Raw genomic sequence first — 17957 nt, forward strand, 5'->3', positions numbered from 1 at the left:
TATCTAATATACCTGAATCCTGTCGCAAAAAAAGCACCTCTGCTCAGCTTTCAGCTAACGTTCAGGGAGCGCTCAGAACCAATTAAGGTAGGTCTGGCATGATAATAGCAAGCCGGTAGTTCACCGGGCCAAGATCAGAAGCGACTGGTCATTCCGCAGTCCTGAAGATAGCGGCTAGAACAACGGAATAAATACAAAGAATTTTCACAGGGAGTGGAATGAACATGATTAAGAAATGGTTTAAGACCAGGGCGGACATCCCCCTGATCATCATTATGCTGATATCCGCATTTTTGAACGGATACAACACCTGGCAAGACAAATATGTAAACACCTACTATACGACGGCCGTAGCAAGCATGCTACAGAGCTTTCACAACTTCTTTTTCGCCTCACTTGATTCTGCCGGATCGGTAACGGTAGACAAACCGCCTGTGGTGTTCTGGATTCAGACACTGAGTGCCTATATATTCGGGCTTCACGGATGGAGCGTTATCTTGCCACAGGCGCTGGCTCAAGTCGGATCGGTCTTGCTCGTTTACTTGCTCGTCAAACCGAGCTTCGGTACGATGGCCGCACGATTGGCCGCCTTCGCCATGGCAACGACACCGATAGCCGTAGCGGTTAGCCGCACGAATAACATCGACGCTATGTTGGTCTTCACACTGTTGCTCGCAACATGGCTATTGTTCAGAGGCATTAGAAATAGCAAAACCGGGCTGATCCTTGCTGCTTTCGCAGTCGTAGGCATCGCCTTTAACGAAAAAATGTTGCAAGCCTATATGATCGTTCCCGCACTGGGTTTGTTCTATCTGCTGGCCTCCAAGTTTAACTGGAAACGAAAAGCAGTAACACTGGTAGGGTCAGCAGTCGTTCTCCTGATCGTATCGCTCTCCTGGGCAGTCGTGGTGGACTCCACCCCAGCAGACAAACGCCCTTATATGGGAAGTAGTGGTACCAATTCTGTACTGAATTTGGCCTTTGGTTATAACGGCCTGTCCCGTCTGACAGGAGATCAGGGTACAGTTGGCAATCGTGGCGGTGAACGCACAGATCGGGACAATATCGCTACAACGAATAGCAGCAATACGAACACAGATCAAGCTCAGACGACTACATCATCGGACAGCACTACCACTACGGATGACTCTGGTGCCAACAACATGGCAACAGGCGGATTCGGCGGCAACGGGCAAGGTGGTCCTGGAGAAGGGCAAGGTGGCCAGGGTGGTCCTGGCGGTGGACCGGGAGGAAATTCCGGTGGTGGCATGTTCGGCACTGGCGAAAAAGGACCTTTACGGTTGTTCCAATCTTCCCTGTCAGGTCAAGCCAGCTGGTTGCTTCCATTCGCATTGATTGCTTCCATCGGTCTGCTTGCAAGCATTCGACGTCGTAATATCACACAAAAGCACAAAGAGGTCATCTTCTGGCTGGCCTGGTTGATTCCCGTAGCTGCATTTTTCAGCGTAGCTGGATTCTTCCATCATTATTACCTGATTATGCTCGCACCACCAATTGCAGCGCTCTTTGGAGCAGGATTCGTAGAATTGTGGAAGCAGTATCGTGAGCGTTCCAACTGGCTCTCCTGGCTGTTACCCGCCGCAGTATTGGCAACCTCGGTATTTAGCTGGTTTGTTTTGCAAAATTACAACGATACCATTGGTAGCGGCTGGTCCATCGCGGTATTGATCCTAGGGATCATCGGCACGCTGCTATTGGTAGTAGCACGAATGAAATCTGAGAAGTTCACAAGATTCGCCATCATTGCAAGTGTACTCGCTATGTTTATCGGCCCTGTGTACTGGGCATTGACACCGATCGTCTACGGGGGGAACAGCATGATTCCACAAGCCGGACCGACTCAATTTGGCGGCGGTGGTGGGGGAATGCCGGGTGGCAATGATCGCACTAGAGGCCAGAGCGCTAATGGACAACAAGGCGAAGGAACTCAAACGAATAACCAGACCAATAATATAGAGAATTCCAGTCCTGATGGAAATACTTCAAGCACACAAACAAGTACAGACACGGAACAAAAATCTTCTACCCGCTCTAGAGGGATGGGAGGACCAAACGGCAGCCAAAGTTTAGATCAAAAAACGTTGAGCTATTTGCAAAAAAACAACACAGGTGAAACCTACCTTTTCGCAGCAAGTAATTATTCAACGGCTGCTCCTTACCTGGTCGAGGCCGGACAAAAAGTAATTATTATGAACGGTTTTGTATCTTCCGATCCAGTCTATACCGTCGATAAAATCAAGGCGCTGGTCGAAAGCGGCCAAGTGAAGTACTTCATGATTTCTGGTGGAGGCGGCGGACCGGACGGCGGTAACTCTGAAGTCACTGCATGGATCAAAGAACACGGCAAAGTGATCCCAACAGATGAATGGAAAACAACAACAGGCGAAACAAGTACAGACGTTAAAGCAACCGAGAGCGGAAGCGACACCACAAACAGCAATGCAAACGCCCAGGATGGTCAAGGTGGCCCTGGCGGAGACGAACGTGGCGGAAGCGGTACTTTATACGAAATCACATTATAAATGAGGAGGAACTACGAATGAGTGAACCCATCCGTTATTCCATAGTTATTCCGATGTACAACGAGGAAGCCGTTATTACGGAAACCTACCGGAGGCTGAAACAAGTCATGGGCTCAATGGGTGAGCCCTACGAGTTGATCTTCGTAAATGATGGAAGTTCGGACCGCAGCGTCCAATTGATCAAGGAATTCAGTCTCAGAGATGACACCATTGTATTGATTGATTTCTCTCGCAATTTTGGTCATCAGCTAGCGATTACCGCCGGGATGGATTATGCGGTGGGAGAGGCGGTCGTCGTCATTGACGCCGACCTCCAGGACCCGCCGGAACTGATTGTTGAGATGGCTAACAAGTGGAAGGAAGGCTATGAGGTGGTCTACGCCAAACGGCTCAAACGCAATGGCGAAACTCGCTTCAAGAAATGGTCTGCCAGCCTCTTCTATCGTGTACTCAAAGCATCAACGGATATTAATATCCCGGTCGACACCGGGGACTTCCGCCTAATGGATCGCAAGGTCATAGAAGAATTGAAACGGCTACCGGAAAATAACAGATTCGTTCGTGGACTGGTCAGCTGGATCGGGTTCAAACAAACTGCTGTAGAATATGAGCGTGACGAGCGGCTCGCAGGCGAAACCAAGTATCCGTTGAAACGAATGATCAAGCTCAGTCTGGACGGGATCACATCCTTTTCGATTAAACCGCTTAAGCTGGCAGGGTATATCGGTGCGCTTCTATCCATGTCCGGCTTCCTGTATCTGATGTACGTACTGTTTCTCAACTTTTTCACCGACTCCTATGTAATGAAGGGCTGGTCGTCTATGATTAGCATCAGCCTGATCTTCGACGGGGTGATCCTGATCATTCTCGGTATTATGGGTGAATATGTTGGACGGATTTATGACGAAACCAAAGCACGTCCGCTTTACATTGTCCGTGAGCATCTGGGTGGACAATACGAAAACGGTCCGACACATGCTATGAAAGCCCCTGAACCCCGTGAATCCCTGTACATGCAAGGAGCCCGTGATAGCCTGATTTCGGCAGGACGCACAGTGCACGGCAACAGTGCGGTATATACCGGACCCAAATCCGGTCATGGAGCCTAAACCATGAAAAGTCGCATGGCCCAGCTGCTTCCTATGATCCGATTTGGCATCGTAGGTCTGGTAAATACGGGTGTAGATTATATCATTTTTATGCTGCTGGCTTGGGTCGGAGTGCCGGTCATTGTAGCCCAGATTATTTCGTACAGCTGCGGCACAGCCAACAGTTATATTTTGAACAGCAAATGGACATTCAACGAACAACTATCAAACAACACTAATAAGCGTCAATTACCTAAATTTATCGTCATCAACCTCATCGTATTGGGGGTAACCTCCTTATTACTGCAGGTGCTTCACACTGGAACCGAGCTGCCACTTGCTTTAAGCAAGCTGATCGCCACCGCAGCCGGAATGATCATCAATTATATCGGGAGCCGATACTGGGTGTTCGGTTCCCCATCACGAAAGGAAAGTGAGTTTCTATGAGAAAAATTACAAAAGCTGTTATTCCAGCCGCCGGATTAGGAACCCGTTTTCTACCAGCTACGAAAGCTTTACCGAAAGAGATGCTTCCAATCGTAGACAAGCCGGCTATTCAATATATCGTAGAAGAAGCCATCAAGTCCGGAATTGAGAGCATCATTATCGTAACGGGGCGTAATAAAAAAGCCATCGAGGATCATTTTGACAAGTCTGTGGAGTTGGAGCAGGTACTGGAGAGCAAAGGTAAATATGATCTCCTACGTGAAGTTCAAAGTATCGGGGGCAAAGCAGTCATTCACTATATCCGTCAAAAAGAACCCCTCGGCCTGGGACATGCGGTCAGCTGCGCTCGTCAGTTCATTGGCGATGAGCCCTTCGCCGTGTTGCTGGGCGATGATATTATGAATTCCTCCACCCCGGCGATTCGTCAAATGATGGATGTTTACGAAGCGACTGGCAAGCAAGTGGTCGGCGTGCGCACAGTGGAAGAACAGGATGTAAGTAAATACGGCATTATTGACTCCACTCACCAGAACGGTCTCATTCACGAAGTCGGTGGGCTTGTTGAAAAACCTTCTCCGGCAGAGGCTCCTTCGCGGCAGGCAGTCATTGGTCGGTATGTGTTGGAGCCTTCCATTTTCTCTATATTGGAAAACCTGTCCACTGGAGCGGGCGGTGAATACCAATTGACAGATGCCCTTCATCAAGTAGCATTGCAGAACCAACTGCTCGCATTAGAGCTGGAAGGCACACGTTATGATATTGGAGATAAAGCTGGATATCTGGAAGCCGTGCTCCACATGGGTATGCAACGCGAAGATTTGCGTCCGATGCTTGACTCCATGATGCGCGAGTGGGCGCTTGCTTCAATGATAAAATAGGGGAATTTCCTTCCTCCGAAATCCGACGGGTGCTGTGAAATCACGAGAGTAGATGGATGAACATGTAAACTTGTACAATATAGGAGTACAGCAGCATTTGAATCTACACGGCCGCCCAGTCGAAACTAAGGAGGAAAAGGACCTATGATACCTGAGGGAAATCTGCAAAGTAATGTGGATCGTTTCAACGGTTTTGCCGACAACTACGATCAGCATCGCCCGGAAGCGCCGACACTCGTCGTGGAAATCATCAGCCGCTATCTGGAGCGAAACGTAGAGCTAGTTGCCGATATTGGCTGCGGTACAGGACTTTCAACTTTCATATGGGAAAACGCCGCTCGGCAAATCGTCGGTATCGAGCCTAACCCGGACATGAGAGGAAAAGCACAGCACAAGCTGGAGACAGCAGGAACGACAATGGCAGAAACCATTTCCTTCAAAAGCGGGTTCTCCAACAACCTGCCCTTTGAAGACGGAACTGTAGACGTCATTACCTGCTCTCAATCCTTTCACTGGATGGACCCCGAGAGCACGCTTCAGGAAGCGGGCAGGGTCTTGGCTCAGGGCGGCGTGTTTGCGGCCTTTGACTGTGACTGGCCTCCGGTGCTGCAATGGCAGATAGAGCAAGCTTATATAGAGCTTATCACCAAAGCGGATACCCTTTTGGAACAGGAAGCCCCAGTAGAGCAACAAGCTCATAAATGGAGCAAGGATCAGCATTTAGCTAATCTGCACCGCAGCGGACAATTCCGATATACCCGGGAGATTGTCTTTCACAACCGTGAGCAGTGTGACGCAGCTCGCTATACAGGGCTCGCTCTCAGCCAAGGGGGTATTCAAAGTCTCTTCAAACTTGGCAATCGAGCGCTTGACGACGATATAGCCCGCTTCGTGAAGCTGGTAGAGAATCATTTTCAGGGCAGAACACTAGATATCCTGTTCAGCTATCGCATGCGGCTCGGCATCAAGTAGAAAGGAATCAAGGTCATCGTGGATGATACGCTCTTCGGCTTAAGGCAAAAAAAGACTCTCCCTCGCCTCGTAAAAACGAGTGCGTATAGGAGAGTCTTTTTCACTTCAATAAATAGCCACAGTCATATACCTGCAAACCTAAGTCGCAGTTCCGCTGTGTGTTTCGACTTAGGAAGAGCGAACAGCCAACAAATGCGCCAACCGATCAGGATAGTCCGTAATGATGCCGTTCACCCCGGCCTCCAGCAGACGCTTCATTTCTTCCGGTTCATTCACCGTCCATGGGTGGTAGACGACGCCTAATGCCAAAGCCTCTGATACAGCTTCTGGTGTAACAACTTGTTTGTAGGCATGAAGTGCTGTAACCCCGAACTGGGTGGCATACTCCGATGGACGAACCATAATTTCAATATACAGCGCCCCCGTCTTGATCTCAGGAGCAAGCTGCGCACAGAGCGCCAGCGATTCGTGATTGAAGCTGGATATGATTACCCGCTGTTCCAACCCAAAACGCTTCACGGCAGCAATGACCTCTTCCTCCATTCCCGGATAGAGATAAATGCTATTTTTCAACTCTAAATTAATAATTGTATTCGAGGACTGGGCTAGTTCCAGTAGCTCATCCAGCATCGGGACCCGCTCACCTCGGAATTTCTCATCAAACCAACCGCCCGCATCCAGTTTGTTTAATTCTTCCAGCGTAATATCCCTTACATCCAGTGAGCAACTTGTCGTACGCTTCAGCGACTCATCATGAATCAGCACCAGATGCCCATCTTGGGTACGCTGCACATCCGTCTCTATACCTGTTGCTCCCAGTTCCAAGGCGTGGCGGAATGCCGCCATCGTATTCTCGGGACATACACCTGAAGCTCCGCGGTGTGCGAAATTAATCACCTTTTCGGTTACGGTCACAACATAACCCCTCCTGTCATTTCACAGGAACATTATACCTGCTCATTGTTTGGGCTGTATAAAATATTCGTCACAGCTACCACTTCTTCTATGCCGTTTGAACAATTTTCCCGATCCAATCGGAATAAAACGTATTCCCGTTCCGTCGATCAAAATCAGCCGCCGCTGATTCTGCCAGTGGCCTAAAATACGCAATGATTTCTGTCAATGTGCGATCCTCTCTAGCCCATTCCAAGGAAGCCGGCAACCGGATCAACCGTTTTTCTCCCGAAGTATCCAACTTTTGCAGTAGACTCACCATCGTCGCGTAAAAATACATCTGCTCCAGCCCGCTCTCATAGTCCAGTGCCATATGTAGATGACGCTCTACCACTTCGATTCCTTGAATTGGATCAGCAATCGCCAAATATTCGATATGCTCCGCTATCGTTTTCAGGAAGTCGCGTTCATCCCGAATTAGGCGATAGCCTTTGCGATGATTGTCCTTTGCCTGATCAACCTCGCCTTGACGATAGAGCGGTAATAATACCTGTGAAAGCGTCACATGCGGTACTTCTGCACATTTCATCCGTCCCGACAAAATCGGTTTTGCCACGGCAAGCGCCTGCTCGTCTTCTCCGGTCAAATAATAGAACCGCACCATCTGGCTCTGCTCGCAGGCCTCACAATCACTCATACTGTCCCGCTCGACCAAGCGGAAGGTATCCAGATATCGCCGTGCTTCTTCCAGTTCACCCATGTCCATCGCGATGCGGAACTTATAATAGTAATATGGACGTTCATTATACCCGTATTCGGCATAACGTCTGCGCATATCCTCCGCCAGATCTTCTATTTGAGTCTTCGATATATTGGAAAAGCTGCACACCTTACCGAGTATCCATTTGTAATTCCACAACAGCTCATCTGCGTCGTATTCCTCTGGATTTTGATCAAATTGGCCCAGCTGCCACGAAAAAGCAATCAGCGACTTCAATGGATATCCGTTAAAAATAGCGCAGTCCACAATCTCTCCCCGGATTTCATAAGCAAGTTCCTTCAACCCGGATGTGTCTGCCAAGCGGACAGCTTCTTCCAGAATCGCCAGCTTTGCTGCACCCCCGGGCAGATCCTGCGCCTGTTCCATCAATTCATATATCGTATCTTCCATTTGGCTCCCCCTATAATTACGCAATTACGCATTTTGTCCGTTCCCTAATCCCCAATTGATAAAATGCAGCACACTCCGATTCATCAGTCCCAACTCACTACGGTTCATCGGGTAGTGCCCCATCATAAGCGCATTCACATACATCATTTCTGTAGCTGCCGTGACCATCTGCGTATCGGTAGCTTCAAGAATCCGCGCCACCACCGGGTTGTTCAGATTAAAGTATAAGGTGGAATAGCCCGAATTTTGCTGAACTCCTGCTTTCAGACTATCAAGCACATTGGAAAAAAGTGAGGTTGTCTCCTCAACCGTGTTTTCCATAGAGCGCAAGGTCAGGGCATCCTGAGAAATGGTATACAACACTGGCAAACTCGCAGGCTCAAAACGCTTCAACTCAGCGCGGCAACGCATCGGCTGCAAAGCAGCATCCATGACACGTAGCACACCGTAATAACTCTCGCGTTCTTCCTGCGTTAGCCCGGTAAATGAAAGAGATACTTCCTCAGGGCTAAGACGCTCTGTTTGCAGGTTAGGGTCAATCCAATGCAGCCTTTCCAAAATGTCTGAATCATAAATATAGCCGCCATTGATCACCAACATGGATTGCGCCGCCGCCACATGCGTAATCTGACGATACTCATCTACTGTCGATGTGTAATGCAGTGGACGTCCGTCCGCCTCTTGGATCAGTTCTTTCAGCTCACGCCGCCCAAATGTACTTTCGAAGGAAAACCAACGGTACATTATCCGCAAAAATTCATCATCCTCCACGGCGAGCGCCTTCATGGACAGCTCATGCAAACGAATCCAGTGCTGCAAGCGGTCTGGCTCATACTGCGCCATGCGTAGCAGTTCTTCCCGAATACAGGTTCCCAGTTCAGAACGAACATCGTCAAGCTGCTCATTTTCATAAAAATACTCACGTGATGCCGTTGGTTGCAATTCATCTGTCCAAATCAGACTTTTAATGAAGAATGCCCATTCCGGCAAAACATTTTCCGCCTTGTCGGACACCAGCATATGCTTCAGGTACACCCGATGCAGCCGCTTGCTATTCAGATTAACACTGCGAGGCAAAATGAATGCAATCCCGCCTGTTCTGCCCGATGCCGTCCGCAACGGTATAAAATCACTGAAGCGCTCGCCCATCAGGCGATAGCCTAAATCCAGTACCTCACTACGGCGACTCCGTAATTGCTCTGGGTCCTGCATCCAGCTCGTCGACGGAAGATTGACGCGCTTGGTCTCCCCATCTACAGACAGCATGACCGGATACGGCAGCAACGCCCCATAATAGAATAAAGACTCCTCTACATGCGCTGGCTCATAATAAAACTCACTTCCCGGCTTGCAGCGCAAATAAATTTGTGTCCCTACAGGCAGCTCGGTTTCCAATCGACGAATCGTATACGTCCCATCCGGCTTCCCTCTCCATTCCATGGAGATGCCTTCCTTCACCGAGCGGGTCAGCACTACAATTTCATCGCTCACCATAAAGCAGGATAGCAACCCAATCCCAAAGCGTCCGATAAACGAAGTCTCAGAAGCCAGCAAATCGGCTCCCTTCTTGGAAGACTGACCGATGATCGACAAAAAACGGTGAATGTCTTCTTCTGACAATCCAATGCCGTTATCCTGAATCATCAATACCTGATGCTCCCCGGAACCAGATAACTCCACGATGACTTTACCTTCATAGTCGTTACTCTCAGAAGCTGTATCTTCAAGGGCCTTGTCTTCTTGTAATACATTACTTTCAGCAGCAACCTTCCGCAGCTCCTTGCGAGCCGTGATCGCATCTGTTGCATTTTGCAGAACCTCACGTATAAACACTCGCGGACTGCTATATAAATGATTGGCCAAAATATCAATCATACCGCCCAAGTTCACTTGAAAACGATATTGGTCTGTCTGACTCATACAGATCATTCCTTTCTCGAAATGCTACAATCATCATCTGGTTTTAAATAGACTGTCTTTTAAAGTATAACGTGGATTTAAGTCGGATTGCACACCCTGCATTTCAGATATCAATACGTTGACAACGATATAATAGGGTCTTTTTTCACCTGGGAAGTCTGGCACTGGGTCTAATTAACTTCATAAAAATGTACGGAGTACGAGCACTTAGTGAATAAAGGTCATCTTTGTCTAGTTAAATTTAGTAATAAATATAATATTTATTTAAAATCCACCTTTCTCTTAGAAACCTATATCTATGGAGGGACAAATGGCTCATTTTACGCAAAAAGCCCGCATTGCCGCTCTTGTAATACTCTTACAAGAGAGAATGCGAGCTTATTTAGATACAGTCGAAGCTGTACCTTTTACAGAAGAGAATTAATGAGACTTAGCGAGACGGATAACGTTCCACGAAGCTTTGCCCAAATGAGCTTTTACAATTCCGTCTTCAAGCTTGGCGTTGCCACCGTTGTGAGGCGTAACTTTTTCACCAGCTGGACTGTTGGTCGCTTTAAGATCATCATGCTCCAATACAGTATGCTCGACAATGCGGTAGCCTTCAAAACTGCGTACATCTACTGTCAGCTCCAGCGATTCAGACAAATGACGGTTCACTGCAAAGACAGTCAGTGCGTCTCCCTCTTCATCATAAACTACAGCGCTGTCCAGATAAGGAATGTCTGTGAAGTCCTTGGAATCGTATTTTTCCGAATCCACGACAGGCATCAGCGATATGCCACGACCATAACGGGAGGCATGCAAATACGGATAGAAAATCGTTTGTTTCCACGCCTTTCCGTTATTCTCGGTCATGATTGGCGCAATAACGTTGACCAGTTGGGCGAGGCAAGCCATTTTCACACGATCCGCGTGGCGCAGGAACGTAATCAACATGCTGCCTACCAACAATGCATCCTCAAAGTTATAGATATCCTCAAGCTGCGGCGGTGCCACAGACCACGGATCAATTTTTTTGTCCGCATCATTGGAGTGGTACCATACGTTCCATTCGTCAAAGCTGAGCATCATTTTCTTTTTGCTGCGTTTCTTTGCTTTGATATAGTCACAAGTCGAAATGACCGTATGAATAAAATGATCCATATCCATAGAGCGTGCCAGGTAATTAGCCGTATCATTGTCATGATTGCCGTAGTATTGGTGCAAGGAAATATAGTCCGCTACCTCATAGGTATGATCCAGTGTGGTTGCTTCCCATTCCGGGAACGTCGGCATTGTGGAACTGGAGCTGCCACAGGATACAAGCTCAATGTCAGGATCAATCAGCTTCATGGCTTTTGCAGATTCAACAGCCAGACGGCCATATTCTTCTGCTGTCTTGTGACCAATCTGCCATGGGCCATCCATCTCGTTACCAAGACACCAGGTTTTAATCTTATGTGGTTGCTCTACACCGTGACTACGACGTAGATCACTCCAGTAGGAGCCGCCTGTGTGATTGCAATATTCCACCAGATTACGCGCAGCATCAATTCCGCGCGTACCCAGATTAACCGCCATCATGACTTCGGAACCTACATCCTTGGCCCACTTGAAAAATTCATTCGTACCCACTTCATTCGGCTCGACCGTTCTCCACGCCAGCTCCAACTGTCTAGGTCTGGACGCGACAGGGCCAACACCGTCCTCCCAATTGTAACCGGATACAAAATTGCCTCCCGGATAGCGTATAATAGGAACATCAAGCTGTTTTACCAACTCTTTAACATCATTTCGGAAACCGCTTTCATCACTAGTTAAATGAGTAGGCTCGTAAATACCGCCATATACGGCACGCCCGAGATGCTCTACAAAAGAGCCATAAATGCGTTTATCGACTTCAGCAATACGAAAAGATTTGTCTACAATCATCTTTGCTTTTACAGCTGCTGCCACCTAAACCATCCTCTCTGAATGCGAAAATAAAATCCGTTGTACCACCAAGACTAAGAAGCCGTTTTATTTACGGTTTTAATATAACACACCATATTTATTATAGTCAATATTATTATTAAATACTTAATATATTTATTAACATTAATGATAAACGATAAGAAATTGGTTACGTACTTCAAAATATTTCGTTTTATAAACAAACTTATTGAGTGAATAACCCTTTGCTAAATAGTAATAGTTGTCCTGCTGATCATATTTCCATTAGAGTAAACGGCGTAGTCTCGTTGGTTTAGAACCAAGAAACTACGCCGTTACTATGTTCAGCCTATAGTTCGTCACTACACTATTACTTAATCCCCGAAATCGTATAGTTCTCAATAATATACTTTTGGAAAACAATGAAGATAATCATGATCGGAACGACCATGAAGGTCGAGCCTGCCATTTGAAGGGCAAATTGACTTTCGTTCTGCCCCTTGAGCAGTGACAACCCGACGGACAAGGTGTACAGCTTCTCATCGTTCGCAATAATGAGCGGCCACAGGAAGCTATTCCATCCACCGATAAAGGTTAAAATGGCCTGTACTGCCAGAATTGGTGTCGAGATAGGCAATACGATTTGCAGAAAAGTACGGAACTCCCCTGCTCCATCGAGGCGTGTCGCCTCCAGCAGTTCTTCCGGGATATCGGACATGAACTGCCGGAACAGGAAGATCGCGAACGCACCTACCAATCCAGGCAGGACAATCCCTAGCATGGAATTGGTCAACCCCATCTGGTTCAGAATCAAATAGACGGGAATCATCGTCACTTGACCTGGAATCATCATCGTTGCCAGTACCAGATAGAACAGAAACCCTTTGCCTTTAAATTGGAATTTGGCAAAACCATAACCCGCCATGGCATTGAGGAATAATCCGAAGAAGGAAGCTAAAACAATAATCAGCGTATTCGTCAGATAGGTTCCAAAAGCCATGCTATCGAATAGTAATTTAAAATTATCCAGTGTAAAATGCTGCGGCCAGATGGTCGGAGGAATTTTGGTTACCTCCCCCTCTGTCTTAAAGGAGGATAGAATCATCCACGCAAAAGGCAGCACCATCAACAGACCTCCTACGGTCAGGAGAATCGCCACGAACCATTGAAATGTTTTTTCACCACTGCGCGTATTGGCGCGGGCTTGCTGAACAGCTGTTTTCACGTTCATCACCTCTCTCTATCAGGACTCCGCTTTATTTTGCAAACGGAACTGAATCAGCGTTACCGCGATGATCGCGAAGAACAGAATGAACGATCCCGCCGCGGCATACCCGAATTTACTAAATTGGAAACCATTATTGTAAATGAACAAGGATGCCGTCAGCGTGCCGTCGAGCGGTTTCCCTTTGGTCATGACAAAAGGTTCCTCGAAAAATTGCAGCCAGCCGATCATCGTCGTGATGGACACGAAGAAAATAGCGTAACGAAGCTGCGGAAGCGTAATATAACGAATTTGCTGCCATGTATTGGCCCCGTCAAGCTGTGCCGCTTCATAATAAGAGCCCGGAATCCCTTTAATAGCCGCAATAAAAATAATCATGTTTAAGCCGATGCCCCGCCAAACCGCTAACACAATCAGCGAAATTTTCGCTACTGTTGGATCGGTCAGCCATGGGACGGGACCTAAATTCATCAGACCAAGTACGTAGTTGAATAATCCAAGCGTCGGATTATACAGATAACTCCAAACCACTGCGACCGCAACCACATTCGTTACGGACGGCAGATAGAACACGACGCGGAATACTTTGAAAGCACGTGATTTCCCCATGTTAATCAGAATCGCGATGCTAAGCGAAAATATCAGCACCAACGGAACACCGATGATGACGAAGAACAGGGTATTACCAAGGGACTTTAAAAAGGAAGGGTCCAAAAGCACGTTCGTGTAATTTTCCAATCCTATAAAGCGAATACTTTCATAATTAACGAGTCCGGACAGATCCATATCCGTGAAGCTGATCACGAGCGCCAGTAGTATCGGCAACAACGAAAACAGCGTTAACAGGATGATGGAGGGACCGATAAACAAGTATGGCGCAAGCTTCTGCGAGCTTCCTTTCATGCCTTCACTCCCTTTGACAATGACGGATATGGATCATTATTTTTTCATTATACTTGCAGCCTGCTGATTAAAGTCATCCATTTCCTTCTGTACATCGGCATGACCGCGGTAAATACGTTCGAAGCTCTTGATGAATTGTTGAGAAACCTCTTCCCATGCGGCCAGTTGCGGCAATGCTGCGGAATGATCCAACTGTTTGCGAATCGTCCGAAGCATCGGATCACTCTTCAGTTTGGCATCTTCCCACGATTTAGTAGTTGCAGGCAAGTTACTGGACAGATCCATCCATTTCAGCTGTGTTTCTGGTTTGCTCATGTAAGCCAGGAATTTGGCCGACTCCTCTGGGTGCTTGCTGAATTTCATAATTGAAAGGTTGGCTCCACCCAAAACGGACAGGTTGTTTACTTTGCCAGGAAGCTCCGCTATATTCCACTTACCTTCCAATTCTGGTGCCTTGCTCTTGATTTCTTTAATCATGAAAGGACCGCTGATAAACATTGGAACGATACCCTCGCCTTGCAAACCTTGAACGGAATCAATTCCAATATCCACTGCGTTAGAGCCATTTTGGAAAAAGGTATTCACATACTTCACAGCATCTACAAACGGTGGTTGATTGAACAGCGGATTGCCCTGCTCGTCAACCAGCTTGGAACCGTTCTGGAGAGCAAACATAAAGCCCATAGACTGCTCCTTTGCACTAAAGGAGATGCCATATTTGCCTTTGCCCCGAGCCGCCAGCTTTTGAGCAGCATCGGAAAGCTCTTCCCACGTTTTAGGCGCTTCATTATATCCGACTTGTTTCAGTAGGTCAGAACGATAGAACAAAACTCTCGTTTCAGTGTACCAAGGCACACCGACTGGTTTCCCTTCAAATTTTGTCGTACCTACAGCACCCTCGAAGAAATTCTTCGATTCCAGTTCAGGATACTTGCTGATATAAGGGGTAATATCCGTCAATGCACCCGCAGACGCAAGTTCGGGAACCCATGATGTACCTAACTGAACCACGTCCGGACCGGATTTTGAAGCAACTGCTGTCAGCAGCTTATCGTGAGCGTTATCCCAAGGCAACGCCTGTACATCAACGTGAATATCTGGATTTTCTTTCTCAAAATCTTTTACAATTTCAGGCAGCAGTTTTCCTTCTGCTCCCATGCCCCACATGGTGATGGTCGTCTTGCCGTTCGCATCTTTGCCAGACGAATCATCCTTGGACGAGCAGCCTGCCAGCGCGCCCCCCAGTAATAAGGTACTTGCCAAAATGATCCCCAACGTTCTTTTCATCATACGAATTCCTCCCGAGATGATCGGTTTACCGATCATGCAATATGATAACGGATTCAAATACGAGGATTTTGCAAAAATACAATAATTGATTGGAATCGAATTTTGCAAAATCCTGATGCATGTAAATACATAGCGATTAAAGCATACCGCTATAACACTTATGTTCAAAGCACAAGGACCATACCCGTCAATAGAAACGTTTCGATAGTCATTATAAAACAAATTGAAACCGTATTCAATAGCAATATTATTTTTTGTTTGCTCGGAATCCTGACTTTTTTTCGTTTTTATCATCTTTATTACGCTATTTAGCCTATAAAAACCCGCTGAATTGGATTTGACTCTCCATTTGAAAGCGTATATAATCCAACTGAGTTCAACAATAGAAACGTTTCGATTAATAATACGACAGAATATTATGCTTCTATACTAGCTATTAGCCTGTTCAGCATTTTTTTTAATCATCTTTATCCAAAAAATCTCATGAATCTGAAAAAGAGAGCTGTCCACCAACAATACAGCTTATGGAGGATTATGATGGAACAACACCTGAATTCCTATTTAGAAAACATGACGCTTGAAGAAAAAGTCGATCAACTGCTACAGCTTGTAGGTGCCTTCTTTGAAGAAGCGGGAACGGATAGTCAAATTACCGGCCCTATGGCTTCTCTCGGCATTACAGAGAAAAATGTCCACAACGTCGGTTCCGTGCTTGGCCTCGCAGGGGCTAAGGAAGCAATTCGTGTTCAGCAGGCTCATTTGAGTAAAAACCGTCTGGGTATTCCGCTTTTAATTATGGCAGATATTGTACATGGCTTCAAAACGATTTTCCCTATACCGCTGGCTATTGGTTGCTCATGGGATATGCAGCTGGCAGAAGAGAGCGCTACCATTGCCGCTCGAGAAGCGGCTGTATCCGGTGTTCATGTCACATTCGCCCCTATGGTCGATCTGGTGCGTGACCCGCGCTGGGGCCGTGTGATGGAATCTACAGGGGAAGACCCTTACCTCAACAGCGAATTTGCTCGAGCGTTTGTGCGTGGGTTTCAGGGTAAAGATCTGACGAACGATACCGACCGGGTCGCCGCATGCGTGAAGCATTTTGCCGCATATGGAGCTGGCGAAGGCGGACGGGATTACAATACTGTAGATGTATCCGCATGGCAGCTGCGAGAGTATTATCTCCCCTCTTACAAAGCTGCTTTAGATGAAGGCTGTGAAATGGTGATGACATCCTTCAATACCGTAGAAGGCGTAGCCGCAACGGGCAATAAGCGCCTGATGCGTGATTTGCTTCGTGATGAATGGGGCTTTAATGGTGTACTCATTTCGGATTGGGCCGCCATCAAGGAGCTTATCCCTCACGGCATCGCCGAGGATGAGCGCGAGGCAGCGAAGAAGGCACTGCTGGCTGGCGTAGATATCGAAATGATGACCTCCTGCTATAACGGGCATCTGCCTGAGCTGGTTCGCAGCGGACAGCTGGATGAAGCGCTCATTGATGAAGCAGTGATGCGTATATTGAAGCTCAAGCAAAAGCTGGGCTTGTTCGAAAACCCGCTACGCGGCGCAGACCCTGAGCGTGAACGTGAAGTTGTGTTCTGCGACGCTCATCGCACGGTTGCCAAAGAACTAGCCATTAAATCATGCGTGCTGCTCAAAAATGATTCCGCGCTTCCATTGAATCGCAATCAACGTATTGCATTGATCGGACCTTTTGCAGAGAGCGGCGATATTCTGGGTTCTTGGTCGTGGAGCGGTTCACAAGAGGAAGCCATTCGTGTTGTTGACGGATTCCAATCGAAAATATCCTCCTCGTTGCTCACGGTTGCGGCAGGTTGCTCTATCGACGATATGACTGAGGAGCAATATACAGAAGCTCTGCAAGCTGCCAGCCAAGCAGAGGTTATCGTGTTGGCGCTTGGAGAGCGCTCGGATATGAGTGGTGAAGCAGGCAGCCGTTCCAATATTCGCTTGCCACAAGCCCAGTTGGAACTGGTGAAGCGCCTGAAGACGCTGAACAAGCCTATGGTAGCCGTACTGTTTAATGGTCGTCCATTGGATCTGCACGGCGTCATTGAAGAAGCAGACGCTGTACTGGAAGCCTGGTTCCCTGGTGGCGAAGGCGGCGCAGCAATTGCCGATTTGTTATACGGTGATGCCGAACCTACGGGTCGTCTGACGATGTCCTTCCCACAATCGGTCGGGCAGGTGCCCGTGTATTACAATCATTTTAATACAGGACGCCCGCAGTTAGATCCAAATACAAAAGAACGCTACGTGTCCCAATACCTAGACGTACCGAACGAACCTTTATTCCCGTTCGGCTATGGACTGAGTTACACCAATGTAGCCTATGACAGCGTACAGCTTTCCGGCGACACTCTTACTCCCGGTCAGGAGCTGACCGTTAAAGTGCAGGTAACGAACACAGGAACGCGTCCAGTCGAGGAAACCGTCCAGTTCTATATTCGTGATATCAGCGGTGATACGGTTCGTCCGATGAAAGAACTGAAAGATTTCTGCAAAGTCCTGCTTGCCCCAGGCGAAAGCCGGGAAGTGGAATTTACAGTGACCGAGCCTCAGCTGCGCTATCATCATGCAGATTTGAGCTTTGACAGTGACAGCGGTGAATTTGCCGTCTTTACAGGACCTAACAGCCGAGATACTACAGAAGGCCATTTTCGGTTAGTAAAAGAAACAGGAAAGTGAGGC

Annotated in this window: 13 protein-coding genes; 6 read left to right on the forward strand and 7 right to left on the reverse strand. The window is 47.5% G+C overall.

Going from position 1 to position 17957, the window contains the following annotated elements:
* Positions 1–224: 224 nt before the first annotated feature.
* From NLX78_RS23715 to NLX78_RS23735, 5 genes are all read left to right on the forward strand, one after another.
* Complete coding sequence (locus NLX78_RS23715) at positions 225–2543, forward strand: glycosyltransferase family 39 protein (protein ID WP_254351708.1); 2319 nt, start codon at positions 225–227, stop codon at positions 2541–2543.
* Between the two features lie 17 nt (positions 2544–2560).
* Positions 2561–3652, forward strand: coding sequence for a glycosyltransferase family 2 protein (locus NLX78_RS23720; protein WP_254351709.1), 1092 nt, complete (start codon positions 2561–2563; stop codon positions 3650–3652).
* A gap of 3 nt (positions 3653–3655) precedes the next feature.
* The gene (locus NLX78_RS23725) at positions 3656–4078 is read left to right on the forward strand and encodes a GtrA family protein (protein WP_254351710.1); all 423 of its coding nucleotides are present in this window, start codon (positions 3656–3658) and stop codon (positions 4076–4078) included.
* A complete protein-coding gene (gene galU, locus NLX78_RS23730; protein ID WP_025723867.1) occupies positions 4075–4956 on the forward strand; it encodes a UTP--glucose-1-phosphate uridylyltransferase GalU in 882 nt (293 codons plus the stop codon). The genes NLX78_RS23725 and galU overlap by 4 nt, the downstream gene beginning before the upstream one ends.
* A gap of 144 nt (positions 4957–5100) precedes the next feature.
* Complete coding sequence (locus tag NLX78_RS23735; RefSeq protein WP_254351711.1) at positions 5101–5928, forward strand: class I SAM-dependent methyltransferase; 828 nt, start codon at positions 5101–5103, stop codon at positions 5926–5928.
* 168 nt (positions 5929–6096) lie between these two features.
* Here the strand turns inward: NLX78_RS23735 and NLX78_RS23740 are convergent, their stop codons facing one another.
* The 7 genes from NLX78_RS23740 to NLX78_RS23770 form a co-directional block, all read right to left on the reverse strand.
* Complete coding sequence (locus tag NLX78_RS23740) at positions 6097–6843, reverse strand: glycerophosphodiester phosphodiesterase (protein WP_254351712.1); 747 nt, start codon at positions 6841–6843, stop codon at positions 6097–6099.
* Between the two features lie 88 nt (positions 6844–6931).
* Entirely contained in the window at positions 6932–7993 is a 1062-nt protein-coding gene (locus tag NLX78_RS23745) for a hypothetical protein (RefSeq protein WP_254351713.1), read from the reverse strand.
* Between the two features lie 24 nt (positions 7994–8017).
* On the reverse strand, positions 8018–9913 hold the full coding sequence (locus tag NLX78_RS23750; protein WP_254351714.1) for an HSP90 family protein: 1896 nt from the start codon (positions 9911–9913) through the stop codon (positions 8018–8020).
* A 420-nt stretch (positions 9914–10333) separates the two neighbouring features.
* Complete coding sequence (arfA, locus tag NLX78_RS23755; RefSeq protein ID WP_165179623.1) at positions 10334–11848, reverse strand: arabinosylfuranosidase ArfA; 1515 nt, start codon at positions 11846–11848, stop codon at positions 10334–10336.
* A 346-nt stretch (positions 11849–12194) separates the two neighbouring features.
* The gene (locus NLX78_RS23760; RefSeq protein WP_023986622.1) at positions 12195–13049 is read right to left on the reverse strand and encodes a carbohydrate ABC transporter permease; all 855 of its coding nucleotides are present in this window, start codon (positions 13047–13049) and stop codon (positions 12195–12197) included.
* 18 nt (positions 13050–13067) lie between these two features.
* Positions 13068–13952: a carbohydrate ABC transporter permease gene (locus tag NLX78_RS23765; RefSeq protein ID WP_250259823.1), complete on the reverse strand. Its 885-nt coding sequence runs from the start codon at positions 13950–13952 to the stop codon at positions 13068–13070.
* A gap of 36 nt (positions 13953–13988) precedes the next feature.
* Positions 13989–15242 (reverse strand): extracellular solute-binding protein, encoded by a 1254-nt coding sequence (locus NLX78_RS23770; RefSeq protein WP_061830775.1) that lies wholly within the window; start codon positions 15240–15242, stop codon positions 13989–13991.
* A gap of 537 nt (positions 15243–15779) precedes the next feature.
* Here NLX78_RS23770 and bglX point away from each other — a divergent pair.
* Positions 15780–17954, forward strand: a complete 2175-nt coding sequence (gene bglX, locus NLX78_RS23775) for a beta-glucosidase BglX (RefSeq protein WP_254351747.1) — start codon at positions 15780–15782, stop codon at positions 17952–17954.
* Positions 17955–17957 lie beyond the last annotated feature (3 nt).

Origin of the sequence: Paenibacillus sp. Lou8.1, from assembly GCF_024213565.1 — a bacterium.
GTDB lineage: Bacteria > Bacillota > Bacilli > Paenibacillales > Paenibacillaceae > Paenibacillus > Paenibacillus polymyxa_B.

Coding starts and splice junctions, on each gene's coding strand:
- NLX78_RS23750 (WP_254351714.1), bottom strand. CDS start 9,913: ATGAGTCAGACAGACCAATATCGTTTTCAAGTGAACTTGGGCGGTATG.
- NLX78_RS23745 (WP_254351713.1), bottom strand. CDS start 7,993: ATGGAAGATACGATATATGAATTGATGGAACAGGCGCAGGATCTGCCC.
- NLX78_RS23735 (WP_254351711.1), top strand. CDS start 5,101: ATGATACCTGAGGGAAATCTGCAAAGTAATGTGGATCGTTTCAACGGT.
- bglX (WP_254351747.1), top strand. CDS start 15,780: ATGGAACAACACCTGAATTCCTATTTAGAAAACATGACGCTTGAAGAA.
- NLX78_RS23770 (WP_061830775.1), bottom strand. CDS start 15,242: ATGATGAAAAGAACGTTGGGGATCATTTTGGCAAGTACCTTATTACTG.
- galU (WP_025723867.1), top strand. CDS start 4,075: ATGAGAAAAATTACAAAAGCTGTTATTCCAGCCGCCGGATTAGGAACC.
- NLX78_RS23725 (WP_254351710.1), top strand. CDS start 3,656: ATGAAAAGTCGCATGGCCCAGCTGCTTCCTATGATCCGATTTGGCATC.
- NLX78_RS23720 (WP_254351709.1), top strand. CDS start 2,561: ATGAGTGAACCCATCCGTTATTCCATAGTTATTCCGATGTACAACGAG.
- NLX78_RS23765 (WP_250259823.1), bottom strand. CDS start 13,952: ATGAAAGGAAGCTCGCAGAAGCTTGCGCCATACTTGTTTATCGGTCCC.
- NLX78_RS23715 (WP_254351708.1), top strand. CDS start 225: ATGATTAAGAAATGGTTTAAGACCAGGGCGGACATCCCCCTGATCATC.